The sequence below is a fragment of the Micromonospora sp. ANENR4 genome, from assembly GCF_015354395.1.
Lineage (GTDB): Bacteria > Actinomycetota > Actinomycetes > Mycobacteriales > Micromonosporaceae > Micromonospora > Micromonospora aurantiaca.
Window position 1 is genome coordinate 87,941 of sequence record NZ_JADKYQ010000017.1, and the last position, 23,630, is coordinate 111,570.

At 73.0% G+C, this 23,630-nt stretch carries 21 protein-coding genes; 5 read left to right on the forward strand and 16 right to left on the reverse strand.

Annotated features, from left to right (window positions below; translation table 11 throughout):
• Window positions 1-603: 603 nt before the first annotated feature.
• Entirely contained in the window at window positions 604-2,094 is a 1,491-nt protein-coding gene (locus IRY44_RS26250; RefSeq protein ID WP_194802885.1) for a replication-associated recombination protein A, read from the reverse strand.
• 75 nt (window positions 2,095-2,169) lie between these two features.
• Window positions 2,170-2,382, reverse strand: a complete 213-nt coding sequence (locus IRY44_RS26255) for a hypothetical protein (protein ID WP_018785054.1) — start codon at window positions 2,380-2,382, stop codon at window positions 2,170-2,172.
• Between the two features lie 132 nt (window positions 2,383-2,514).
• Here IRY44_RS26255 and IRY44_RS26260 point away from each other — a divergent pair, with 132 nt between their 5' ends.
• Entirely contained in the window at window positions 2,515-3,255 is a 741-nt protein-coding gene (locus IRY44_RS26260) for a GNAT family N-acetyltransferase (protein WP_194802886.1), read from the forward strand.
• A gap of 87 nt (window positions 3,256-3,342) precedes the next feature.
• Here the strand turns inward: IRY44_RS26260 and IRY44_RS26265 are convergent, their stop codons facing one another.
• The 4 genes from IRY44_RS26265 to aspS form a co-directional block, all read right to left on the reverse strand.
• Complete coding sequence (locus tag IRY44_RS26265; protein ID WP_194802887.1) at window positions 3,343-4,692, reverse strand: MFS transporter; 1,350 nt, start codon at window positions 4,690-4,692, stop codon at window positions 3,343-3,345.
• Window positions 4,689-5,303, reverse strand: a complete 615-nt coding sequence (locus IRY44_RS26270; RefSeq protein ID WP_194802888.1) for a helix-turn-helix transcriptional regulator — start codon at window positions 5,301-5,303, stop codon at window positions 4,689-4,691. Before IRY44_RS26270 ends, IRY44_RS26265 begins: the two co-directional genes overlap by 4 nt.
• A gap of 61 nt (window positions 5,304-5,364) precedes the next feature.
• Complete coding sequence (locus IRY44_RS26275; RefSeq protein ID WP_194802889.1) at window positions 5,365-6,174, reverse strand: sugar nucleotide-binding protein; 810 nt, start codon at window positions 6,172-6,174, stop codon at window positions 5,365-5,367.
• A 68-nt stretch (window positions 6,175-6,242) separates the two neighbouring features.
• Entirely contained in the window at window positions 6,243-8,048 is a 1,806-nt protein-coding gene (gene aspS, locus IRY44_RS26280; protein ID WP_194802939.1) for an aspartate--tRNA ligase, read from the reverse strand.
• A 149-nt stretch (window positions 8,049-8,197) separates the two neighbouring features.
• On the opposite strand from aspS, the gene IRY44_RS26285 reads away from it, so the two are divergent.
• A complete protein-coding gene (locus tag IRY44_RS26285; RefSeq protein ID WP_269696560.1) occupies window positions 8,198-8,896 on the forward strand; it encodes a DUF998 domain-containing protein in 699 nt (232 codons plus the stop codon).
• A 58-nt stretch (window positions 8,897-8,954) separates the two neighbouring features.
• Here IRY44_RS26285 and IRY44_RS26290 read toward each other — a convergent pair whose 3' ends face one another.
• Both IRY44_RS26290 and IRY44_RS26295 read right to left on the reverse strand, forming a co-directional pair.
• Complete coding sequence (locus tag IRY44_RS26290; RefSeq protein WP_194802891.1) at window positions 8,955-10,001, reverse strand: S1 family peptidase; 1,047 nt, start codon at window positions 9,999-10,001, stop codon at window positions 8,955-8,957.
• Between the two features lie 202 nt (window positions 10,002-10,203).
• Window positions 10,204-10,680 carry a helix-turn-helix domain-containing protein gene (locus tag IRY44_RS26295; protein WP_194802892.1) on the reverse strand — a complete coding sequence of 159 codons (477 nt, stop codon included), beginning with the start codon at window positions 10,678-10,680 and terminating at the stop codon, window positions 10,204-10,206.
• A gap of 55 nt (window positions 10,681-10,735) precedes the next feature.
• Here IRY44_RS26295 and IRY44_RS26300 point away from each other — a divergent pair, with 55 nt between their 5' ends.
• Entirely contained in the window at window positions 10,736-11,236 is a 501-nt protein-coding gene (locus tag IRY44_RS26300) for a PaaI family thioesterase (protein ID WP_194802893.1), read from the forward strand.
• 112 nt (window positions 11,237-11,348) lie between these two features.
• Here IRY44_RS26300 and IRY44_RS26305 read toward each other — a convergent pair whose 3' ends face one another.
• Genes IRY44_RS26305 through IRY44_RS26315 form a run of 3 tightly spaced genes read right to left on the reverse strand, consistent with a single transcriptional unit; the run spans window position 11,349 to window position 14,436 of the window.
• Entirely contained in the window at window positions 11,349-12,284 is a 936-nt protein-coding gene (locus IRY44_RS26305) for an acyl-ACP desaturase (protein WP_194802894.1), read from the reverse strand.
• Between the two features lie 51 nt (window positions 12,285-12,335).
• Window positions 12,336-13,676, reverse strand: a complete 1,341-nt coding sequence (hisS, locus tag IRY44_RS26310; RefSeq protein ID WP_194802895.1) for a histidine--tRNA ligase — start codon at window positions 13,674-13,676, stop codon at window positions 12,336-12,338.
• A 40-nt stretch (window positions 13,677-13,716) separates the two neighbouring features.
• Window positions 13,717-14,436, reverse strand: coding sequence for an MBL fold metallo-hydrolase (locus IRY44_RS26315; protein ID WP_194802896.1), 720 nt, complete (start codon window positions 14,434-14,436; stop codon window positions 13,717-13,719).
• Between the two features lie 235 nt (window positions 14,437-14,671).
• Between IRY44_RS26315 and IRY44_RS26320 the strand changes: the two genes are divergently transcribed.
• Window positions 14,672-15,541 (forward strand): peptidylprolyl isomerase, encoded by an 870-nt coding sequence (locus IRY44_RS26320; protein ID WP_194802897.1) that lies wholly within the window; start codon window positions 14,672-14,674, stop codon window positions 15,539-15,541.
• A gap of 83 nt (window positions 15,542-15,624) precedes the next feature.
• Complete coding sequence (locus IRY44_RS26325; protein WP_194802898.1) at window positions 15,625-16,464, forward strand: peptidylprolyl isomerase; 840 nt, start codon at window positions 15,625-15,627, stop codon at window positions 16,462-16,464.
• A 71-nt stretch (window positions 16,465-16,535) separates the two neighbouring features.
• Here IRY44_RS26325 and IRY44_RS26330 read toward each other — a convergent pair whose 3' ends face one another.
• The 5 genes from IRY44_RS26330 to yajC all read right to left on the reverse strand — a co-directional run bounded on the left by IRY44_RS26330 (window position 16,536) and on the right by yajC (window position 23,570).
• Window positions 16,536-19,007 carry a bifunctional (p)ppGpp synthetase/guanosine-3',5'-bis(diphosphate) 3'-pyrophosphohydrolase gene (locus IRY44_RS26330; RefSeq protein ID WP_370585018.1) on the reverse strand — a complete coding sequence of 824 codons (2,472 nt, stop codon included), beginning with the start codon at window positions 19,005-19,007 and terminating at the stop codon, window positions 16,536-16,538.
• A 227-nt stretch (window positions 19,008-19,234) separates the two neighbouring features.
• Window positions 19,235-19,801, reverse strand: coding sequence for an adenine phosphoribosyltransferase (locus IRY44_RS26335; protein WP_194802899.1), 567 nt, complete (start codon window positions 19,799-19,801; stop codon window positions 19,235-19,237).
• Window positions 19,802-19,898: 97 nt separating this feature from the next.
• Entirely contained in the window at window positions 19,899-21,086 is a 1,188-nt protein-coding gene (gene secF / locus IRY44_RS26340) for a protein translocase subunit SecF (protein WP_194802900.1), read from the reverse strand.
• Window position 21,087: 1 nt separating this feature from the next.
• Complete coding sequence (gene secD / locus IRY44_RS26345) at window positions 21,088-23,001, reverse strand: protein translocase subunit SecD (protein ID WP_194802901.1); 1,914 nt, start codon at window positions 22,999-23,001, stop codon at window positions 21,088-21,090.
• A gap of 224 nt (window positions 23,002-23,225) precedes the next feature.
• On the reverse strand, window positions 23,226-23,570 hold the full coding sequence (yajC, locus tag IRY44_RS26350; RefSeq protein WP_135239395.1) for a preprotein translocase subunit YajC: 345 nt from the start codon (window positions 23,568-23,570) through the stop codon (window positions 23,226-23,228).
• Between the last annotated feature and the right edge of the window lie 60 nt (window positions 23,571-23,630).

Sequence of the window (23,630 nt, forward strand, 5' to 3'; positions counted from 1 at the left end):
CGGTCACGGGCGGCATCGTCGGGTCGGTGCGGCCGCCCGGAGCGGGCCCGCTCGGGTGAGGCCGGCCGGGAGCCTGGGGCGCGGCGGCCGGTGGCGGCACGGGACGGCCTGGGGCCTGCGGTGCGCCGGCCGATGGCGGAACGGGACGGCCGGGAGCCTGGGGCGCGCCTGCCTGGGGCGGCACGGGACGGCCGGGCGCCTGCGGGCCTGCCGGCGGCGGACCGGACCGGCCTGCGGGCGCAGGCGTACCCGGTTGACCGGCCGAGGGCGGCTGCGGGCCCGGTGCCGAGGGCGGCGCAGCCGGTCGGCCGGCGGGCGGCATGCCGGGGGCGGGGCCCGGCGCGGGGGCCGGGCGACGCGGCTCGGCGGCCGGCCAGGACGGGTCGGGGCCGGGGTGCGGCGCCGGGACGTCACCGTCCGGCCCGAGTTCACCGCCCTGGTGCTTGGCGGTGCGCAGGTCGTCGATCCAGCCGAGTTCCTCGCCGACGACAGTCGGGTCCAGCTCGGGCTCGGCCCGGCCGCGTCCCCATCGGCGGCCCTTGCCCCGCGGGTCGCGCCGCTCGTCGGGGCCGTCCGCCGGCCGCTCCGGACCACGCGCCATCACTACTGACCCCCCTCGGCGGCGTCGCTGCCGCCCTCACTCGCCCCGCTGGCCTGCTCGCCGCCCCCCACCCGGGCCCCGTTCGCGGTGGCCGGGGCGCCGGCCTCCGCCCGGGTCGCCGGAGCCGGCAGCCCGCGTACGATCCGGCGCAGCAGCGGCAGCCGGGTGGCCACCGCCCGCTCCGCGCCGTGCCCGCTGGGCTGGTAGTAGTCGGTGCCGACGAGGTCGTCCGGAGCGTACTGCTGGGTGACCACCCCCCGGTGGTCGTCGTGCGGGTAGCGGTAGCCGCGGCCGTGACCGAGGCCCCGCGCGCCGGAGTAGTGGGCGTCGCGCAGCCCGCGCGGCACCGGACCGCCCCGACCCGCGCGAACGTCGGCGACGGCGGCGCCGATCGCTGTGGTGGCCGAGTTCGACTTCGGCGCCGTGGCCAGATGGATGACCGCCTGGGCCAGGTTGAGCTGCGCCTCGGGCAGGCCCACGTACTCGACCGCGTGGGCGGCCGCGGTGGCCACTGTCAGCGCGGTGGGATCGGCCATGCCGACGTCCTCACTGGCGAAGATCACCAACCGGCGGGCGATGAACCGGGCGTCCTCACCGGCCACCAGCATCCGGGCCAGCCAGTGCAGTGACGCATCCACGTCCGAGCCGCGCATGCTCTTGATGAACGCGCTCGTCACGTCGTAGTGGGCGTCGCCGTCGCGGTCGTATCGCACCGCCGCCACGTCGACCGCCTGTTCGGCCACCGCCAGGTCGATCCGGCCGGTGCCGAGCGCGGTAGCGGTGGCCGCGGCCGCCTCCAGCGCGGTGAGCGCCTTGCGCACGTCGCCTCCGGCGAGGCGGACCAGGTGGTCCTCCGCCTCCTCGGCCAGGACCAGCGCGCCGCCGAGTCCGCGCTCGTCGGCGACCGCGCGGCGCAGCAGGCCGCGGACGTCGTCGTCGTCGAGGGCCTGGAGGGTGAGCAGCACGCAGCGCGACAGCAAGGGCGAGATGACCGAGAAGTACGGGTTCTCCGTGGTCGCCGCCAGCAGCGTGACGGTCCGGTCCTCGACCGCGGCGAGAAGCGAGTCCTGCTGGGTCTTGCTGAACCGGTGCACCTCGTCGATGAACAGCACCGTCGGCGGGCCGCCGGACCGCCGCTGCCGGCGGGCGGTGTCGATCACGGCGCGGACGTCCTTCACGCCGGCGGTCAGCGCGGACATCGCCACGAACCGCCGGTCGGTGGCCCGGGCCACGAGGTGGGCGATGGTGGTCTTGCCGCTGCCCGGCGGACCCCAGAGGATCACCGACATCGGCGTCGCGCCCTCGACCAGCTGACGCAGCGGCGCTCCCGGCGCGAGCAGGTGTTCCTGCCCGACCAGCTCGTCGATGCCCGCCGGCCGCATCCGGACCGGCAGGGGCGAGTCCGCCCGGGCGTCGGTGAAGCCGTCGGCGCCGCCCGCGCCCGCGGGTGCGCCGGCCGGCTCGCCGAGGCTGAAGAGGGCGTCCGATTCCATCACGAAGACAGTACCGGGCCGGGCCGACGACGCCGGAATCGCGCCGCCGCCCCGGCCCGGGGTGGTCTTTTCCGGTCAGCCGCGACCCGGCCGCCGGCCCCGGTACCACCGGCCGCCACCGCCGCCGCGCGGGCCGGAGCCGACGCCGGCCAGGTAGAGCGAGAGCAGCAGGAAGCCGATGAGCATGAGGGTCGAGGTGCTGAACAGATCGGGGGCGCCGAGGTCGGTGTTCATGAAGTCGAGCAGCAGCGCGAAACCGAACACGATGGCCGCGAGAATGGCGAGCATGTCGTTCCTCCGGTGGGGGTTCCCAGCAGGTCGGCGACGGATGTACCCAATCGGTCTGTTCGTCAATCTCCACCGTGGAACAGGCGGTGCCTCAACCCTCGGTACCAGCGGGGATGCTCGTACGCTGGCGGAATGATCACGGTCGACGAATCGCTGACCGGGCGGGACGCGCTGCTCGACGCGGCCGGCCGCCACCCGTACGCCCGGCACGCGCTGCGGCGCGACCAGGCCGCGCGCGGATGGCGGCACGCCGGCGCGGTCGGATGGCTGCTCCCGCCGGGCGAGTGGTCGGCCGGCGGCGCGGTCGGCGCACCCGGCCCGGCGCTCGACGTCTTCGCCGCCCACCGGGCGGACGGGACGCTGCGGGCCGGTCAGTCGATCAACCTGTCGCACGCCGATCCGGACGAGGTGGCCGCGCGGCTGCCGGTGGCCCGGCTGACCGAGTGGGACTTCCTCTGGACCACCGCGCCGCCGCCGCGCCGGCCGGAGCAGGAGCGGGTGGTACGCCTCACCGCCGCCGACCACCCCGCCCTGGCCGCGTTGATCGAGGAGGCGTTCCCGGCCACCACCTCGCGACCGGGCGAGCCGGGCATCGTCGACTGGTACGGCATCCGCGACGGTGACCGCCTGCTCGCCTGCGGCGCCGATCGCAGCCGCGGCGACATCGGCTTCCTGGCCGGGTTGACTGTCGCGCCCGGGCTTCGCGGCCGAGGGCTGGGCGCGGCGCTGACCGCCGGGATGACGGATGCCCTGTTCGGCCGGTACGACACCGTGGCGCTGGGTGTCTACCCGGACAACGTGGGCGCGATCCGGCTCTACGGCCGGCTCGGCTTCACCGCCGCCGAACGCCGCACCTCCGTCAAACTCGCCTGACACGCGACGCCCCGACCGCGTGGGTGGAACGTCATGGGTGTCAAACGGCGTCCGAGACACCCATGACGTTCCACCCGGCCGGTCGGCTCAGTCGCGGCCGGCGGGAGCGGGCGCGGCCACCGCGGGGGCGGGGTCGAGGGGCGGGCCGGCGTGGCCGGGGCCGCCGCCCGTCACCTCCGGCGCCACCTCGACCGAAGAGCGGGCACGGCGGGCGGCGCGCCAGGCCGGCAGGTAGAGCGGCGCGGCCACGGCGAGCACCACCGCGCCGACGAACATCGCGACGCTGACGCTCGTGGCGTCGGCCAGCGCGGTCAGCGTGACCGCGCCGAGCGCGCCGGCCGGCTGGGCGGCCATCGAGTTCAGCGAGAGCACGCTGGTCCGGTACGGGCCGTCGACCTGCCGGTGCAGCAGTCCCATGTGCAGCGGGTTCGACGCGCCGTGCACGGCGTAGCAGGCGAGGTACGCGATGAGGATGCCGACCGGGCCGGCCAGCAGGCCCATGCCGACCACAGTCACGCCCTGCAGGATGCGCATCAGCGCGGCAGCGGGGGCGGCGCCGAGGCGGCGCAGCAGGAACGGGGTGAGCGCGGCGCCGGCGGCGTTGGCGAGCCAGGCCGCCGTACCGGCGGGGCCGAGCAGCGCCGCCGCGCGGGCCGGGTCGTCGAGCACCTCGGCGAGGCGTACCGGGAGCAGCGACTCGAAGGTGACCATGCCGAAGCCCCAGAACAGTTCGACGGCGACGAGGGCCAGCAGTACCCGGTTGCGGCGCAGCAGCCCGACGGCCTGCCCGACCATGCGGGGCGCATCGACCACCGAGGCGCGCAGCGCGGCCGGGCCGGACGCGGGCCGCCGCTCGGCCATCAGCGCGAGCAGCGCCACGATGGAGACGGCCTGGAGCACGGCGGCGACGATCACCGGCAGCGCGAGGGCGCTGACCGGGCCGATCGGACCGAGCGCGACCAGGCCGCCGCTGAGCAGGGCGCCCGCGCCGATGGCGACACCGACGACGGTGCCGGCCCAGCCGAGGCCGCGCTCGTACTCGGCCTTCGGGTCGACGGCGAGCGTGGCGTCGACGTACCAGGACTCCATCGGGCCGCTGTCGAGCGCCCGGTAGATGCCCTGCAGCGCCCAGACCAGGAAGAACATCCAGAACGAGTCGGCCACCGCCATCAGCGCCAGCGAGCCGAGGCCGACGGCCCAGGCCGCGACCAGCACCGGTTTGCGGCCGAGCGCGTCGGCGAAGCCGCCGGTGGGCAGTTCCAGCGCCAGCACCACGAGGCCCTGGGCGGTGGCGACCAGGCCGATCTGGGAGAGCGTGAGGCCGCGCTCCTGCATCAGCAGGATCATCACCGGCATGAGCAGGCCGCTCGGTAGCCAGCGCAGGCCGTACAGCGTGAGGTAGCGGATCCGGATCTGGCGTACGGACAGCGCGGTCACGACTTCTCCTCAGTGGACGGCGGGGTGGTCCGCGGCAACGCCGCGTCCATCGGGAAGGCGGCGAGGTAGAGCTGCACCGTCTCGGCGTCGGGGTCGTCCGGGTCGGTCTCGTCGCGGTGCCGCTCGAAGAGCGCGAAGACCTCCTCCTTGATGGCCTCCAGGCGGTCCACCGGGATCCGCATGAAGAAGTCGCCCATGCCGAACCCGTCGCGCCAGGCGGGCGACCACTGGTGCCGCTGGGCGAACCAGCGTTCGGCGTGCCCGGCGAAGAAGCGGACGTAGTCCGCCTCGATCCACTCGATCGCGGCGCGCGCGTCCGGGTCGTCGTCGAAGTCGCTCGACTCCCAGTTGGTGACGTCGTGCGCGGCCCGCCAGTAGCGCTGCCGGCCGGTGCCGAGGTCGGGGTCCTCGACCACGAGGCCGACCTCGGCGAGCTGGCGCAGGTGGTAGCTGGTCGCGCCGCTGTTGGTACCGAGCATCTCGGCCAGGGCGGTGGCGGTGGACGGGCCCACCACGCGCAGCGCCCCGATCAGCCGCATGCGCAGCGGCTGGGCCAGCGCGCGGACCTGGCGGTGGTCGATGCGTACGGTGCGCTCCTTCTTCTCCTCCATGCGATGCACAATATCTGTGCACACTTTCCATGCACAAGATGCTTGCAAAGATTCTGTGCAACTAGCCGTACAGCTCGGCGACGCCCCGCAGCCGGGTCCGCAGCAGCCCCGCCGCCCGGGTGGAGTCCAGCACCACCTCGCCCGGCCGGTGCAGCCCGGCGGCGGCGATGGTGGTCGTCCGCAGCCCGCCCGCGTCCGCCCCGTCGTGCCGGGCCACCAGCAGCCCCAGCTCGGCGCGGCTCACCGCGTCCGGCCCGGCCACGTTGAGCAGCCCGGCGTACTCGCCCGGCACCAGCTCCAGCACCGCGGCGGCGAGGTCGGCCACGTGCACCGGGCAGCGCAGCTCGTCGGTGAACAGCGTGGCCCGGCCGGCCAGCGCGTCCCGGCAGAGCTGGATCTGCTTGCTGCCCTCCCCCACGATCAGCGACGTCCGCACCAGCGCCGCGCCCGGGTCCACCGCCCGCACCGCCGTCTCCGCCGCCGCCTTCGCCGCCCCGTACGGGTGCAGCGGCGTGGGCACGTCCTCGTCCGCATACGGCTTCGGACGCCCGGCGTGCAGCGCGTCGCTGGACAGGTGCACCAGCCGGGCACCCACCTCGGCGGCGGCCACCGCGATGTGGGCCGCCCCGTCCGCCGTGACCGCCCATTCGTCGTACCGGTAGGGGGTGGCGACGACAGCGTCGGGGCGTACCCGGGTCAGCAGCTCACGCACGGCGGCGCGGTCGGTCACGTCGAGCCGGTGCGGCGCGACGCCGGGCACCGCGACGGCGGCGCGGTGGTACGTGCCGGCGACCCGGTGCCCGGCGGCGACCGCCTGCCGGCACACCTCGGTGCCGAGGAAACCGCTGGCTCCCACCACGAGCAGGTTCATGTCGTCTCCCCCGAAGATCGAAAAAGGCCCGCGTCATCATGACGCGGGCCAGTTCCGGAGAGCGAGGATCAGACGGGGTCGGCCACCGGGGCGGCCGGGCCGGCGGTGCCGGCGTGCGGGCCGGTCGGGGCCTTCGGCTTGGCGTCGATGCCGGCCTCGGCGCGCTGCTGCCCGGTGATCGGGGTGGGCGCGCCGGTCAGCGGGTCGAAGCCGCCCCGGGTCTTCGGGAACGCGATCACCTCGCGGATCGAGTCCGCGCCGGCCAGCAGCATGCAGACCCGGTCCCAGCCGAACGCGATGCCGCCGTGCGGCGGGGCGCCGTACTTGAACGCCTCCAGCAGGAAGCCGAACTTGTCCTGCGCCTCGTCGGCGGTGATGCCGAGCAGGTCGAACACCCGCTGCTGCACGTCGCCGCGGTGGATACGGATCGAGCCGCCGCCGATCTCGTTGCCGTTGCAGACGATGTCGTACGCGTAGGCCAGCGCCCGGTCCGGCGCGTCCTCGAACCGGTCCACCCACTCGGCGTTCGGCGAGGTGAACGGGTGGTGCACGGCGGTCCAGCCGCCCTCGTCCGTGCGTTCGAACATCGGCGCGTCCACGACCCAGCAGAACGCCCAGGCGCTCTCGTCGACCAGGTTCGACCGCTTGGCGATCTCGATGCGGGCCGCGCCGAGCAGCTCCTGCGCCTCGCGGGTGTTCGTGCTGGCGGCGAAGAAGACCGCGTCGCCCGGCTTCGCGCCGACCGCGTCGGCCAGGCCGGACAGGTGCGCCTCGGACAGGTTCTTCGCCACCGGGCCGCGCGGCTCGCCGGTCTCGGCGTCCAGCACCACGTACGCCAGGCCGCGCGCGCCGCGCGCCTTGGCCCAGTCCTGCCAGCCGTCCAGCTCCTTGCGGGTCTGCGACGCGCCGCCGGGCATGACCACCGCGCCGACGTAGCCGCCCGCGTCGATCGCGCCCGCGAACACCCGGAACTCGGTGCCGCGCAGGTAGTCGGTCAGCTCGGTCAGCTCGACGCCGTAGCGCAGGTCCGGCTTGTCCGAGCCGTACCGGGACATGGCGTCGTGCCAGGTGATGCGCGGGATCGGCCGGGAGATCTCGTAGCCGGCGAGGTCCTTCCACAGCGCCGAGACGATCGCCTCGCCCAGGTCGATCACGTCGTCCTCGGTGACGAACGACATCTCGATGTCGAGCTGGGTGAACTCCGGCTGCCGGTCGGCGCGGAAGTCCTCGTCGCGGTAGCAGCGGGCGATCTGGTAGTACCGCTCCATGCCGCCGACCATGAGCAGCTGCTTGAACAGCTGCGGCGACTGCGGCAACGCGTACCAGCTGCCGGGCTGCAGGCGCACCGGCACCAGGAAGTCGCGGGCACCCTCCGGGGTGGAGCGGGTCAGCGTCGGCGTCTCGATCTCCAGGAAGTCCCGCTCGTGCAGCACGCCGCGGGCGATCTGGTTGGCCCGCGAGCGCAGCCGCATGGCCTTGGCCGGGCCGCCCCGGCGCAGGTCCAGGTAGCGGTACTTGAGCCGGATGTCGTCGCCGGCCTCGATCTGGTCGTCCACCGGCAGCGGCAGCGGCGCGGCCTCGGAGAGCACCTCCAGCGCGGTCGCGGTCACCTCGACCTCGCCGGTGGGCAGGTCCGGGTTCTCGTTGCCCTCCGGGCGGCGGGTCACCTCGCCGGTGACCTTGACGCAGAACTCGTTGCGCAGCGCGTGCGCGTCCTCCTCGCGGAAGACCACCTGCACGACGCCGGAGGCGTCACGCAGGTCGACGAAGATGACACCGCCGTGGTCGCGCCGGCGGGCCACCCACCCGGCGAGCGTCACCGTCGAGCCGGCGTCCGCGGCGCGCAGGCTTCCGGCATTGTGGGTACGGATCACGGCTGGCGTCTCCTCAATCTGGTCCACTCACTGCTCCCCCGCATTCTGTCAGGGCGGGCGGGCCCGCTCCCGGGCACCCGTCGAGCCGGTCCGCCTCGGCGGTGGCGAAAGCGCCCTGCGGGCCGGGTCCGGCGGTCTACCGTGACCGGGTGCGTGCCGTACCGAGCTGGGCCGTGGCCACCGCGGCCGCCGCGCCCGCGCTGCTGGTGGCGGGCTGGACGGTGGCGGGCGCCCGCCAGGGGCCGGGGTACGACCCGGTGCGGGACACGATCAGCGAGCTGGCCGGCGAGGGCGCCACCGATCCGTGGCTGATGGGCGGCGCGCTGGTACTGCTCGGCTGCTGCTACTGCGCCACCGCCGCCGCGCTGCACGCCGCCGGGCTGCCCAGTCGCTTCCTGCTCGCGGTGGGTGGGGTGTCCACCGTCGCGCTCATCGCGTTCCCCCGGCCGCAGGTGGGTGGCTCCCCGGCGCACGGCGTGGTGGCCACCGTGGCGGTGCTCGCGCTGTCGCTGTGGCCGGCCGGTACGGCGCTGCGGCTGCCCCGCAGAGTGCCGCGCGAGGTGGCCGCCTCCCCGGCGGGCCGGCCGCCGTGGGCGTTCCGCCGGCCGGTGGCGCTGGCCGTGACGGCCGTCCTGCTGGCGTTGTTCGGCTGGTCGGTGGCCGAGGTGACGGGCGGCTCCCGGACCGGGCTGGCCGAGCGGGTGGCCGCGCTCGCGGTGACGCTCTGGCCGCTGGCGGCGGTGCTGTCCGCCCGGCGGGCCCACCGGCACTGGACGGCCCAGCCGGCGGAGCCGCCGCGCCCGGACGGGCCGCCGGTCGGTCCGGGCCGCCTCGGAGCGGGCGCCTGACCGGGTACGCGGAACGGGCCGCCGGGTGACCGGCGGCCCGTCCACTGCGGTGCGCGGATCAGAAGACGCTCACGCCGTAGCGGCTGAGCGCCTCGGTGACCGGCTGGAAGTAGGTCGTGCCGCCGGAGGAGCAGTTGCCGCTGCCGCCGGAGGTGAGGCCCAGCGCGGTGGTGCCGCTGAACAGCGAGCCGCCGCTGTCGCCGGGCTCGGCGCAGACGTTGGTGCGGATGAGGCCGGAGACGCTGCCCTCGGCGTAGTTCACGGTCGCGTTGAGCGCGGTGACGCTGCCGCTGCGCAGGCCGGTGGTGCTGCCGGAACGGCGGACGGACTGGCCGACGTACGCGTTGCCGGCCGAGGTGATGTCCTGGAAGCTGCCGTTGTAGAGCGAGACGTTGCCGGCCGCGTTGGCCGAGTTGCTGTGCCGGACGATGCCGTAGTCGTTGCCCGGGAAGCTGGTGCCGGTCCGGGTGCCGAGCACGGTGGTGCGGCTGGAGTTGGAGTACCAGGTCGAGCCGATGTTGGTGCAGTGCCCGGCGGTGAGGAAGTAGTACGTCGAACCGCTACGCACGTTGAAGCCGAGCGAGCACCGGCCGCCGCTGGCGTAGATCGCCTGGCCGCCGGAGATCCGGGTGCTCAGCGTGCCGGCCTCGGCCTCGATGCGGATCGCGCCGTTGTGCCGGGCGGCGGCGGCCTTGACCCGCTCCAGCTTGGCGCCGGTGACGGTGCTGTCGACGGAGACGACGACCTGGTTCGTGGCCGGGTCGGTCCACCAGGCGGTGCCGGGGATCTTCGCGGAGCGCTCCAGCTCGCTGGTGGCGGCGTTGAGCTTGTCCGCGCCGCGCGCCACGATCTTCGGGATGGCGCCGGCGTTCCGCACCTGGCGGGCGGTCGCGGTGTCGGTCACCGCGACGACCATCTTGCCGCTGGCGTCGGCGTACGTCCCGGCCGCGCGGGCGCCGAGCTTCTCGACGAGGGTGGCGGCGGCGTCCGGCGAGAGGGCCGTGGGGGCGGCCTGCGCGGGTGCGCCGAGCAGCGAGCCGGTGACCAGGGTGCCGGCGACGGCTACTGCGGCGGCGCGGCGGAGCGTGGACCTCGTGGGTCGCATGTAACAACCTCCGAATGGGGGTGAACGGGCGCTGTCATGGGGGCGCGCCCGAGGACAACCCGGGCGACCTGGGGAAACCGCCCGGGTGCCCAAAGTATTCACACATTTAAGATCGTAAGCAAGACATGGCTTTGCCCGGATTCGCACCAGCGCCCGATGTAACGCCGGAGCAACAACATCGACATCATCTGTCAGAGCCGATTCAGAGGTTGCGGCTGCGGGCCCCCGGGCCCGGGCGGGGCAGCACGTCCCGCGCCTCGGTGATCTCGTGCCCCTCGGCGCAGCGCAACGCGACCCGGACCTCGGCGCCGCAGTCGCGGTGCGCGACACTCAGCGGCGAGCCCTCCGGGTCGGCCAGGTAGCGGTCACCCCAGCCGAGCACCGCGACGAGCACGGGCCACAGGTCCAGGCCCATCTCGGTGAGCCGGTACTCCTGGCGCGGCCGACTGCCCGGCTCGCGGTACGGCACCCGGCGCAGCACGCCGCGCTCGACGAGCATGGCGAGCCGGTTGGTGAGCACCTGGCGCGGGATGCCGGTGCGCACCCGCATGTCGTCGAACCGGCGTACGCCGTTGAAGACCTCGCGCAGCACGACCAGGGTCCACCGCTCGCCGAGGATCTCCATCGCGCGCGCGATGGTGCAGTTCTCCACCGACCAGTCCAGTGCCGCGGGTCTCATGCCGCCAGGCTAGGTCTGATTGACAGACTCAGCAACGCGCTGCGAGGCTGAGTCCATGACGCAGACGCAGGAGCGCACCCGTACGTTCACCTGGTCCGACCCGGCGGCCGGCGCCGCACACCTGGGCCGGCGCAGCGGCCTGGAACTGATGCAGGCGATGATCGTCGGCGAGCTGGCCGCGCCGCCGATCATGCACCTCGTCGACATGTCCCGGATGGAGGCCGAGGAGGGGCGCGTCGCTGTCGAACTGCTGCCGCAGGAGTTCCACTACAACCCGCTCGGCACCGTCCACGGCGGCGTCCTCTCCACGCTGCTCGACACCGCCGCGGCGTGCGCCGTGCACACCACGCTGCCGGCCGGGGTCGGCTACACGTCGCTGGACCTCAACGTGAAGTTCCTGCGCCCGGTGACAGTCGACACCGGCACGCTGCGCTGCGAGGGCACCGTGCTCCAACGGGGCCGCCGTACCGCCCTGGCCGAGGCCCGCCTGACGGACCCGGCCGACCGCCTGGTGGCCCACGCCACCTCGACCTGCCTCATCTTCCCCCTCCCCTGACCGCCGCCGCCCCTGTTCTCGGCGATCTTGCAGTTTCGGCCCCCGCAGTGCCGGTTTCGCGGCATTCGCGGGGGCCGTAAGTGCAAGATCGCGCGGGAGTGAGGGGCGGGCGTCAGGCCTTGGCGGCGGTGCGGGCGGCTCGGGCGGCGCGGCGCTCCTCGAAGCGGGACGCCTGGGTCTCCAGGGTGTCCAGGTGGGCGGCGATCTGGTCGCGGGCGGCCTCGCCGTCGGCGTTCAGGCCGGTCACGTCGAACAGGTTCCACTGGCGCAGCACCGGCATCACCACCTCGTCACGGTGCTGGCGCAGGTCGTAGATCCCGGCCAGCGCGATCGCCACCGACTTGCGGGCGAAGCCGTCGATGCCGACACCCGGCATCTGGAAGTTGGCGAGCACGTCGGCGACGGCACGCATCGCCTGCGACGGCGCCAGCTCGAACGCCGCGCCGAGCAGGTTGCGGTAGAAGACCATGTGCAGATTCTCGTCCGCCGCGACCCGGGCCAGCAGCGCCTCGCACGTCGGATCGCCGGTGGCCCGGCCGGTGTTGCGGTGCGAGATGCGGGTCGCCAGTTCCTGGAACGACACGTACGCCAGCGAGTGCAGCATCTCCTGGTCGTGGACGTTCTGGTAGCCGGCCGACATGTGCACCATGCGGGCCCGCTCCAGCGCCACCGGGTCCACCGCCCGGGTCACGGTCAGGTAGTCGCGGATCGCCGTGCCGTGCCGCCCCTCCTCGGCGGTCCACCGGTGCACCCAGGTGCCCCACGCGCCGTCACGCCCGAACAGGGTGGCGATCTCGTGGTGGTACGAGGGCAGGTTGTCCTCGGTGAGCAGGTTGACGATCAGCGCGGTACGCGCCACCTCGGGCAGCGTCGAGTCCTCCGGCGACCAGGCCTCGCCGCCCAGCGGGCCGTCGAAGGTGCGGCCCTCGCTCCACGGCACGTACTCGTGCGGGAACCACTCCTTGGCCAGCGACAGGTGGCGGTCGAGGTTCTTCTCGACCACCGGCTCGAGTTCGGTGAGCAGAGCGGTCTGGCTGAGCACGGTCACGACGTTCTCCCTACGGTGGCGTAACTTACGCCACCGTAGGTCGAAACGCCTTCAGACGCCAGTGCCGGCCGGGCCGACCAGCGGCTTCAGGTCCGCCCGGGGCGGCGTCCACTCGCCCGCCGCGGCCGGCACCTGCTCGCCGGAACGGATGTCCTTGACCTCGTCGCCGTCCGCGCCCGGGAACCAGACGTACGGGATGCCACGCCGCTCGGCGTACCGGATCTGCTTGCCGAACTTGGCCGCCGACGGGGACACCTCGGTCGGCACACCGCGCGAGCGCAGGGCCGCCGCTACCGCGTCGCTGGCTGCCCGGTCCTCCTCGGCGGTGACCGCCACGAGCACGCAGGTCGGCACCGAACGGGACACCGACAGCGCCTCGGCGCCGAACAGCAGACCGAGCAGCCGGGTCACCCCGATCGAGATACCCACGCCGGGGAACCGGACGTTGCCGGAGCTGGCCAGGTTGTCGTACCGGCCGCCGGAGCAGATCGAGCCGAACCGCTCGTAGCCGATCATCTGCGTCTCGTAGACCGTACCCGTGTAGTAGTCCAGGCCCCGCGCGATGCGCAGGTCGGCCACGCAGAGGCCGGGCGCGTGCGCGGCGGCGGTCTCCACCACGGCGGTCAGCTCCGCGACGCCCTCGTCCAGCAGCGGGTCGCTCACCCCGAGGCCGCGCACCGCGTCGGCGAAGGAGGCGTCCGGCGCGGAGATCTCGGCCAGCGACAGCACGGCCTTGGCCTGCGCCTCGCTCGCCCCGGCGGTGCTCGCCAGCAGCTCCGTCACCCCGGCCGGGCCGATCTTGTCGAGCTTGTCGACGGCGCGCAGCGCCGCCTCGGCGTCGGTCAGCCCGATGCCCCGGTAGAAGCCCTCGCAGATCTTGCGGTTGTTGACCTGGATCCGCACCGGCGGGATCGGCAGCGACCGCAGGGCGTCACCGATGACCAGCGGCATCTCGGCCTCGTAGTGGGCCGGCAGGGTGTCCCGGTCGACGATGTCGATGTCGGCCTGGAGGAACTCCCGGTAGCGGCCCTCCTGGGGGCGCTCACCCCGCCACACCTTCTGGATCTGGTAGCGGCGGAACGGGAACTGGAGCTTGCCGGCGTTCTCCAGCACGTAGCGGGCGAACGGCACGGTCAGGTCGAAGTGCAGGCCGAGCGCGTCGTCACCGGCCGGACCGTCGGTGTCGGCCTGCAACCGGCGCAGCAGGTAGACCTCCTTGGAGGTCTCCCCCTTGCGCAGGAGCTGGTCCAACGGCTCGACCGAACGGGTCTCCAGTGGGGCGAAGCCGTACAGCTCGAACGTGGCGCGGATCCGGTCGAGCACGAACTGCTCGATCATCCGCTGCGCCGGCGTCCACTCGGGGAAGCCGGAAATGGGCGTGGGCTTGCTCATCACGAACTCCTTGAGAACCCGCGCGGGCGCGGGTGAGGGTCTAGAGGCCTCGGGTGGGCGCGGCCGGGCGCGCGCCGCCGGTGCCCGCCACCTCGACGAGGTACGGGTTGGTCGCGCGCTCGCGGCCGATCGTGGTCGCGGGGCCGTGGCCGGGCAGGACGACCGTGTCGTCGGCCAGCGGGAGCACCTTCTCCCGCAGGCTGGACAGCATCCGGGGCATGCTGCCGCCCGGCAGGTCGGTACGGCCGATCGAGCCGGCGAACAGCACATCACCGGAGAGGCAGATCTGCTCCGCCTCCCAGGGCGAGCCGGCGCCGGGCAACCGGAACAGCACCGACCCGCCGGTATGGCCTGGTGCGTGGTCGACGGTGATCTCCAACCCGGCCAGCGACAGCGTCGCGCCGTCGGTCAGCTCGGCCACGTCGTCCGGCTCGGCGTACGGCAGCCGGCCGCCGAACAGCTGGGTCAGGTCCATCGACAGCGCCTTGCTCGGGTCGGCCAGCAGCTCCCGGTCGTCCGGGTGGACGTACGCGGGGATGCCCCGCGCGCCGCAGACCGGGGCGACGGAGAACGTGTGGTCGAGGTGGCCGTGGGTGAGCAGCACGGCGGCCGGGTGCAGGCGGTGCTCGGCGAGCACGGCGTCGAGCCGGTCGAGCACCCCGATGCCGGGGTCGACCACCACGCACTGCTCCCCCGGAGCGGTCGCCACCACGTAGCAGTTGGTGCCGAAGGCGTCCGCGGGAAAGCCGGCCACGAGCACGTCGCTCCCCTTTCCGTCCGGTCGTCGTCCCCCTGCAGCCTAGTCGCAGGGGCCAGCGGGTTCCGTCCGCCACCGGCCCGTCCGCCCCGGCCGGTCTGAGACGGCGGGACCTCGTACACCACATTCACAGTCGCTACCCGTACACTCTGGCGGGCGTGTGGCGTGGCGCACCCCGATCGGAACGGCGGACGGCGCCCGGCGCCGGCGGCGATCAGGCAGAGGAAGGGGAGCGCGCGTGGCTTCCAGCAGGGACCGGCAGCGCAAACTGGCGCGCGCCAAGCTCGACCGGCAGCTCGCCCGGCGGGCGGCGGCCGCGAAGCGGCGCCGGCAGATCCGGGCCGGCGTGGGCGCCGCGGTGGTGCTCGTACTGATCGTGGCCGGCTCCGCCTGGGCGCTCGGCGCGTTCGACTCCGAGCCGGAGAAGAAGACCGCCGACGACGTCTGCCTCTGGACCGCGCAGGACGGCGCCGTCAACACCAACCTCAAGGACGTCGGCGAGCCGCCCACCACCGGCCTGCCCACCTCCGGCACCCGCCCGATGACGATCACCACCAACCAGGGTGGGCCGATCACCGTCGAACTGGACCAGACCGACGCGCCGTGCGGCGCGGCGAGCCTGAGCTACCTGGCCGGCCGGTCGTTCTTCGACAACACCACCTGCCACGAGATCACCGCCGAGGGCGCGCTGCGCTGCGGTGACCCGACCGGCACCGGCCTCGGCGGCCCGACCTACTCGTTCTACGACGAGAACGTTCCGGCCGCGGCGGAGCCCAGCCCGTCGGCCTCGCCGGCGCCCGGGCAGCCGGCGACGTACCCGAAGGGCACGGTCGCCATGATCGGCAACCCGCCCGGCAGCAACGGCAGCCAGTTCCTGATCTTCTTCAAGGACGCCAGCCCGGCCAAGCCGGCCTACTCGGTGGTCGGCAAGGTCACCGGCGGGCTCGACGTGGTGGAGAAGATCGGCGCCATGCCGACGGTGGACAATGGCAACGGCGCCAAGGTCAAGCCGAAGACGCAGGTGCTGGTCCAGAGCGTCACCGTCGGCGAGCCCGGTGCGGCGCCGGCCGGCAGTCCCGCGCCGTCGCCCAGCGCCAGCGCGGGCTGAGAACACAGGCGAGCAGGCGGCGGGCCGTCGGCTGACCCGGCGGCGCGCGTGCCGAACCCATACGCAGCAGGTGAGGAGTGACCGTGACGTCCACCAGAGACCGCCAGCGCGCGGCGGCGCGGGCCAAGCTCGAGCGGGAGATGGCGGAACGGGCCGGCCGGGCCCGTAAGCGCCGGCAGACCCAGGCGATCGTCGGGGCCGCGGCGGTGCTGGTGCTCGTCGTAGCAGGCACGGTCTGGCTCGTCGCCGCGCTCGGCGACGACGACGACGAGCAGGGCACCACCGCCGCCGCCGGGGCCGTCCAGTGCGCGTACACGGAGGTGCCAAAGGAGGGCCGTCCGGCGCAGATCAAGGACGTCGGCCTGCCGCCGGCCCAGCAGCCGGGCAAGGGCACCCAGACGATGACCATCGACACCAACCTGGGCCCGATCACCGCCAAGATCGACCGCACCAAGGTGCCCTGCACCGCCGGCAGCTTCACGCACCTGGCGAGCAAGGGCTTCTTCGACAACACCAAGTGCCACCGGCTCGTCACCGAGGGCATCAAAGTGCTCCAGTGCGGCGACCCGAGCGCCACCGGCAAGGGCTGGCGGGACACCGACGGCACCGGCGGCCCGTCGTACAACCTGGCCGAGGAGAACCTCCCCACCGACAAGCGCCCGCCGTACCCGGAGGGTGTCATCGCGATGGCCAACTCCGGCCAGCCGGGCAGCACCGGCAGCCAGTTCTTCATCGTGTACGGCGACTCGCCGCTCGACCCGAACTACACCGTGCTGGGCACCATCACCGGCGGCATGGACGTGGTGAAGCAGGTCGCCGCGGCCGGTGACGACGGCGCGTTCGCCAAGCAGGCCGGCGGTGGTCACCCGAAGAAGGAGATCACCATGACCAAGGTGACGATGAGCCCGGTCGAGGGCGGCTGACCGCACCCGTACGACGACGAAGCGCCCGCCGGCTGATCGCAGCCGACGGGCGCTTTCGCGTGCGTGGTGGCTCAGGCCCCCGAGGTGACCCGGTACGCGTCGAACACGCCGTCGACCTTGCGGACCGCGGCCAGCAGGTGCCCGAGGTGCTTCGGGTCGGCCATCTCGAAGCTGAACCGGCTGACCGCCACCCGGTCGCGGGTGGTGGTGACGGTCGCGGAGAGGATGTTCACCCGCTCCTCGGACAGCACCCTCGTCACGTCAGCGAGCAGCTTGTGCCGGTCCAGCGCCTCGACCTGGATGGCCACCAGGAACGTGGAGGCGGAGGTGAGCTTCCAGCTCACCTCGACCACCCGCTCGGGCTGGGCGCGCAGGTCCTCGGCGTTGGCGCAGTCGTCCCGGTGCACGCTCACCCCGCCGGAGCGGGTGACGAACCCGAACACCGAGTCCGGCGGTACGGGCGTGCAGCAGCGGGCCAGCTTGATCCAGACGTCGCTGACGCCGCGGACCACCACACCCGGGTCGGCGCTGCTCTGCCGGCTGCGCGGCGGCCGGGTGGCGACGGCGGTCTCGGCGATGTCCTCCGCCGCGCCCTCCTCGCCGCCGTAGGAGGCCATCAGCTTCTGTACGACCGACTGCGCGGAGACCTGGCTGTCGCCGACCGCCGCGTACAGCGAGGCCACGTCGGCGAGGTGCAGGTCCCGGGCGATCGCCATCAGCGCGTCCGAGGTGAGCATCCGCTGCAACGGCATGCCCTGCTTGCGCATCGCCTTGACGATCGCGTCCTTGCCGGCCTCGATCGCCTCCTCGCGCCGCTCCTTGTTGAAGTACTGGCGGATCTTCGTACGCGCCCGCGGGCTCTTGACGAAGCCGAGCCAGTCCTGCGTCGGCCCGGCCGTGTCGGACTTCGACGTGAAGATCTCGATCACGTCGCCGTTCGACAGCGTCGATTCCAGCGGCACCAGCTTGCCGTTCACCCGTGCGCCGATGCACTTGTGCCCGACCTCGGTGTGCACCGCGTACGCGAAGTCGACAGGCGTCGACCCGGTCGGCAGCGGGATGACGTCGCCCTTGGGGGTGAAGACGTACACCTCCTGGCTGGACAGGTCGAACCGCAGCGCGTCCAGGAACTCGCTCGGGTCGGCCGCCTCGCGCTGCCAGTCCAGCAGCTGCCGCAGCCACGTCATCTCGTCGATGTGCGCCGGCGGGCCCACCACCGGGGTGCCCTTGTGCTCCTTGTACTTCCAGTGCGCGGCGATGCCGAACTCGGCGGTGCGGTGCATCGCGTACGTGCGGATCTGCATCTCCACCGGCTTGCCGGTGGGCCCGATGACAGTCGTGTGCAACGACTGGTACATGTTGAACTTGGGCATGGCGATGTAGTCCTTGAACCGGCCCGGCACCGGCTGCCAGTTGGCGTGGATGACCCCCAGCGCCGCGTAGCAGTCCCGAACCGTGTCGACCAGGATCCGCACACCCACCAGGTCGTAGATGTCGTTGAAGTCGCGCCCCCGCACGATCATCTTCTGGTAGATCGAGTAGAGGTGCTTCGGCCGGCCGGTCGTCTCCGCCTTGATCTTGGCGGCCTTCAGGTCGGTGGACACCTTCTGCGTCACCTGACGCAGCAGCGCCTCGCGCTGCGGCTGGTGCTCCCCGATCAGCCGGTTGATCTCCTCGAACCGCTTCGGGAACAGCGTGCCGAAGGCCAGATCCTCCAGCTCCCACTTGATCGTGTTCATACCGAGGCGGTGCGCCAGCGGGGCCAGGATCTCCAGCGTCTCCTTGGCCTTCTGCTCCTGCTTCGGGCGGGGCAGGAAGGTCAGGGTCCGCATGTTGTGCAGCCGGTCGGCCAGCTTGATCACCAGGACCCGGGGGTCCTTCGCCATCGCCACGACCATCTTGCGGATGGTCTCGGCCTTGGCCGCGTCGCCGAGCTTGACCTTGTCGAGCTTGGTGACGCCGTCGACGAGCAGCGCGACCTCACCGCCGAAGTCGGCGCGCATCGCATCGAGCGTGTATTCGGTGTCCTCGATGGTGTCGTGCAGCAGCGCCGCGACCAGCGTGGTGGTGTCCATGCCCAGGTTCGCCAGGATGGTCGCCACGGCGAGCGGGTGCGTGATGTAGGGGTCGCCGGACTTGCGGTACTGCCCCGAGTGCCACCGCGCGGCCGTGTCGAACGCGCGCTGCAGCAGCCGCGCGTCGGCCTTTGGGTGGTTCTCCCGGTGCGTCGCGATCAGCGGCTCCAGCACCTCGCTGACCTGCGAGGTCTGCCAGGGCGCGTTGAACCGGGCCAGCCGGGCGCGTACCCGCCGGCCGGTGGGCGCGTTGGAGAGGGCGAAGCCGCTGCCGGGCGTGGATTCGGTGGAACCCTCGGTGGGGAACGGCACCACGACCGCCCCGCCGTCGGCCGTCGCGTCGGACGCGCCGCCGGTGGCGCCGGTCGCCCGGGCCGGCGGGTTGCCGCTGCGCTCGGTCACCGAGCCGTCCGCGTCGCCTGTCGGGTGCACCGTGCCCTCCACCGGAGGGACGACATCGTGGGACACCGGCCTCCTCACCGCTCGCCGGGATGCGCCGGCCGTCCGGCCGACGTCTGGTTCAACCGGCCCGGAGGCCGGTCTTGTTCCACGCGGTCACCGGGGCCGGGCCCCGGCGCCTTCGCCGCTCCGGACAGCTCGGCCGGGGCGGGCAAAGGGCAATGCTACCCGTACGCAGGGTACGCCACCGCTCCCCCGGACGGTCGGCGCCGACCGGCCCGACCGGCGCGGCCTGGTCAAACGGTCAGCAGGGCATGGACCGGACGCTGGGCCAGCCGCTTACGGCCCTCCAGGAAGCCCAGTTCCAGCAGCACGGTGAACCCGGCCACCGTCCCGCCGGCGCGTTCCACCAGGTCGAGCGTGGCCTCGGCGGTGCCGCCGGTGGCGAGCACGTCGTCGAGCACCAGCACCCGGTGGCCGGCGGTGAAGGCGTCCTGGTGCACCTCCAGCGTCGCCTCGCCGTATTCGAGGGCGTAGGACGCCGAGTGCGTGGCGCGGGGCAGCTTGCCGGCCTTGCGCACCGGCACCACGCCCACGCCGGTGGCGTACGCGACTGCTGCCGCCAGCACGAACCCGCGCGCCTCGATGCCGGCGACGGTGTCGAACGAGTCCGGCCCGTGGTACGCGATGATGCCGTCGATCACCGCCCGGAACGCCTCACCGTCGGCGAACAGTGGCATCAGGTCCTTGAACACGACACCCGGCTTGGGGAAGTCCGGCACGTCCAGCAGCCGGTTGGCGACGAGCTGGGCGACCTCCGGGCCGCTGTCTCCCCGTACCCCTGTGGTGTGGGTCTCCGTCACGGTTCGTCCCATGTCCTCTCGAAACGACGACGGCGTCCGTCATGCCGTGACAACAGCATGACGGACGCCGTCGGACCGATTCCGTCCGGCCCCGCGGTCAGCGGCGCTTGCCGCCGGGCCGGTTGCCGCCGCCCCCGGCGGGACGGCCGCCACGGGCGCCGCTGGGGCGCTTGCCCGCGGGCCGGGCGCCCACCTTGGGTGCGGCGCCGGCCAGCGCGGCCGCCTCCGCGTCGATCGGCGCGTCGGCGGCCGGCGCGGTCGCCGGCCGACCCTTCGGCGTGATCTCGCCCTTGGCGATCGCGGCCCGGCGGGACAGCACACGCTTGTTGTGCGCGCTGATCCGCGGGTCCATGTTCTTCAGCAGCACCAGCAGCGGCGTGGCCAGCAGGATCGAGGTCAGGAACGCCACCGCCATACCGACGAACAGCACCAGGCCGAGGTCCTTCAGCGTGCCCGCGCCGAGCAGGCCGGCGCCGATGAAGAGCAGACCGCCGACCGGCAGCAGCGCCACCACCGAGGTGTTCAGCGACCGCATGAGGCTCTGGTTGAGCGCCAGGTTGGACGCCTCGCCGTAGGTGACGTTGTTGTTCGCGGTGATGCCGCGTGTGTTCTCCTGCACCTTGTCGAAGACCACCACCACGTCGTAGAGCGCGAAGCCCAGGATCGTGAGGAAGCCGATGATCGTCGACGGGGTGACCTCGAAGCCGACGAGCGAGTAGATGCCGGCGGTCAGGGCCAGGTTGGTCAGCAGCGAGACGATCGCCGCGACCGCCATCCGCCACTCGAAGCGCAGCACCAGGTAGATCGACACCACCGCGATGAAGATCAGCAGGCCGAGGAAGGCGCGGGAGGTGACCTGGCTGCCCCACGCCTCGGAGACCTGGCTGCCGCTGATCTGGTCGGCCTGGATGCCGAACTCCTGCGCCATCGCGGTCTTGGCCGCGTTGGCCTGCTCCGCGGAGAGCTGGCCGGTCCGCATCTCGTAGAACTCGCCGCTGGTGCCGCCGACCTTCTGCGCGCTGACCACCTCGACGCCTGGCGCCTCGTCGGCCAGCACCTCGTCGACGACCTGCTCGGCGCGGTCCAGCGTGCCGACGCTCGCCGGCACCTGGAACGAGTTGCCGCCCGCGAACTCGATGCCCAGTTTGAAGCCGTTGATCGCGAAGCTCAGCACGGCGATCAGCACGAGCACGCCGGCTACGCCGAACCACAGCTTGCGCCGCCCGACGATGTTGAGATCCGCCTCGCCCCGGTAGAGCCGGGCGGCCAGACCGCTCTTAGCCATCTCAGGCCTCCTTCACACGCGGGTTGCGGGCGGTGCCCGGCTCGGCCGACCGGGCCGGCAGCGCCCGGCCCAGACCGCTGACCCGCGGCGACAGGAACGCCCGGGTCCGGGCGAACATCGTCATGATCGGGTGGCGGAACAGGAACACGACGACCAGGTCGAGCACTGTCGCCAGGCCGAGCGCGAAGGCGAAGCCCTTCACCGCGCCGACGGAAACGATGTAGAGCACCACCGCCGACATCAGCGTGATGGCGTTCGCCGAGATGATCGTCCGGCGGGCGCGGATCCAGGCGCGCGGCACCGCGCTGCGTGGACTGCGGCCCTCCCGGATCTCGTCCTTCAATCGTTCGAAGTAGATGACGAACGAGTCCGCCGCGACGCCCAGCGAGACGATCATGCCGGCGATGCCGGCGAGCGTGAGCGTGAAGCCGATCGACCGGCCGAGCACCACCAGCGCGCCGAACACCAGCAGCGCGGAGAGCACCAGGCTCAGGAAGATGACCGAGCCGAGCAGCCGGTAGTAGAAGAACGAGTAGATGATGACCAGCAGCATGCCGATGCCGGCGGCCAGCAGACCAGCCTTGAGGTGGCTGTCACCGAGCGTCGCGGTGACGTTCTGCTGCTCCTGCGGCTCGAACGTCACCGGCAGCGCGCCGTAGCGCAGCTGGCTGGCGAGCGCGTTCGCGGCCTTGTTGTCGAAGCTTCCGGTGATCTGCGAGTCACCGGTCAGCACGCCCTGGATCTCCGGGGACGAGACGATCTCGTTGTCCAGCACCACGGCGACCCGGCACTTGCCGTCCTGGCCGAGTGCGGTCTGGTCGCAGGCCTGGCCCTCGTTGTTGAACGCCTCGCGGGTCAGCGCGGTCCACTTCTCCTGGCCGCTGCCGGTGAAGTTCAGGCTGACCACCCAGGAGCTGGTCTGGTCGAGCTGGGCGGAGGCGTTCTTGACGTCGGTGCCGAGCACCTTCGCCACGTCGAGCAGGTATTTCGCGCCGGACTCGCAGGCGACCGCCTTCTGCTTCTCGTCCTTGATCGAGGCGGCGGGCCGCGCGTCGAGCTGGGCGCAGGTGATGGTCGGGACGTTGAACTGCATCTCCACCGGCAGGACCGCGATCTCCTGCGGGGAGAGCGTGCCGAACGGCTTGAGCTTGTCGGCCAGCGACGGGTCGGTGGTCAGGTCCGCCGGGGCCTGCAGGCCCGAGGCGGCGGCCCAGGCGGCCGCGCCGACCTTCTGCTCGACGGCCTTGCGCTGCTGCTCGATGCTCTGCGGCACCGGCTCGGCGCTGGCGCTCGGGCTCGGCGCGGCGGCGCTCGGGCTCGCGCTCGGCGCGGCGGCGCTCGGCGTCGCCGACGGAGAGGCCGGGGCCATGCCGCCCTGCCCACCGGCGCTCGGCGATCCGCTCACCTTGGGGCTCGTGCTCGCCTTCGGCGACGCGCTGCCCGACGGCGTCGGGCTGGCGGCACCGGACGGGGTCGCGCTCGGGACCGGCGCGGGCGCGGCGGCGGCACCGCTGCCGTCGGTGGCCTTGAGCACCTTGCGGAAGCGCAGCTCGGCGGCCTCACCGACGTCGGTCAGGTCGCGGTTCTGGCCGGGCAGGGAGATGACGATGTTGCGGTTGCCCTCGGTGACCACCTCGGCCTCGGCCACGCCGTAGGCGTTGACCCGGCTCTCGATGATCTGGCGGGCCTCCTCGAGGTTGTCGGCGGTCGGGGGCTTGCCGTCCACCGTGTTGGTGGCCTCGAGCGTCAGCCGGGTGCCGCCGACGAGGTCCAGGCCGAGCCGTGGCTCCAGCCGGTCCTTCCAGCCACCGCTGGCGCCGCCCGAGAAGAACACCAATAGATAGAGGACGACGAAGATGAGCCCGAGCACGGCGAGCTGCCGTCCGGGCCGCATCTGTCCCTGAGGTGGTGCCACGGCTGTCCTGTCTCCCTGTACGGTCGCGCCGTTTCCACGGCGGCGACAACTGTCGGGCCGGGGGTGTCCGCCCGACTGCTCCGGCGGGTCGGCACCGGAGGACGGCACGCCGACTGGAGCGCGGCGCGGGGGCGCCGCACGGCCCGGCCGGATGCCGACGCCGCGCGCCGACCCCAACTATCCACTTGTACGGATGAATCCGCTGCCCCGTCCGGGACGGGTGGTCACTCCTTGACCGGCTCGGCTTCCTCGGTGATCGTCTCGGCCGCCGGCGCCTCGGCGCGCTTGATCACCCGCGCGACGGCGGGGCGGGCGTACCGGGTCTGCACGCCCGGGGCGACCTCGAGCAGGACCGTCTCGTCCTCGACCGCGGTGACCGTGCCGTGCAGGCCGCCGATGGTGACCACCTCGTCGCCCGGGGAGAGGGCGGCCTGCATCTGCTCGGCCTCGCGGCGGCGCTTCTGCTGCGGACGGATCATCATGAAGTACATGACGACGAAGAGCAGAGCGATCATGAGGATCGGCGTCAGACTGCCGGCTCCCCCGCCACTCGCTGCTGCGTAAAGCACGGTGTAGACCTTCCGGTTGGCGTCCGCCCCGGCGCCGGAGGGCGCCGCAGCGGAAGCGGA

What these genes read in the sequence shown, in the direction of transcription:
- IRY44_RS26250 (WP_194802885.1), bottom strand. Translation starts at nt 2,094, where the DNA reads ATGGAATCGGACGCCCTCTTCAGCCTCGGCGAGCCGGCCGGCGCACCC.
- IRY44_RS26255 (WP_018785054.1), bottom strand. Translation starts at nt 2,382, where the DNA reads ATGCTCGCCATTCTCGCGGCCATCGTGTTCGGTTTCGCGCTGCTGCTC.
- IRY44_RS26260 (WP_194802886.1), top strand. Translation starts at nt 2,515, where the DNA reads ATGATCACGGTCGACGAATCGCTGACCGGGCGGGACGCGCTGCTCGAC.
- IRY44_RS26270 (WP_194802888.1), bottom strand. Translation starts at nt 5,303, where the DNA reads ATGGAGGAGAAGAAGGAGCGCACCGTACGCATCGACCACCGCCAGGTC.
- IRY44_RS26275 (WP_194802889.1), bottom strand. Translation starts at nt 6,174, where the DNA reads ATGAACCTGCTCGTGGTGGGAGCCAGCGGTTTCCTCGGCACCGAGGTG.
- IRY44_RS26290 (WP_194802891.1), bottom strand. Translation starts at nt 10,001, where the DNA reads ATGCGACCCACGAGGTCCACGCTCCGCCGCGCCGCCGCAGTAGCCGTC.
- IRY44_RS26295 (WP_194802892.1), bottom strand. Translation starts at nt 10,680, where the DNA reads ATGAGACCCGCGGCACTGGACTGGTCGGTGGAGAACTGCACCATCGCG.
- IRY44_RS26300 (WP_194802893.1), top strand. Translation starts at nt 10,736, where the DNA reads ATGACGCAGACGCAGGAGCGCACCCGTACGTTCACCTGGTCCGACCCG.
- hisS (WP_194802895.1), bottom strand. Translation starts at nt 13,676, where the DNA reads ATGAGCAAGCCCACGCCCATTTCCGGCTTCCCCGAGTGGACGCCGGCG.
- secF (WP_194802900.1), bottom strand. Translation starts at nt 21,086, where the DNA reads ATGGCTAAGAGCGGTCTGGCCGCCCGGCTCTACCGGGGCGAGGCGGAT.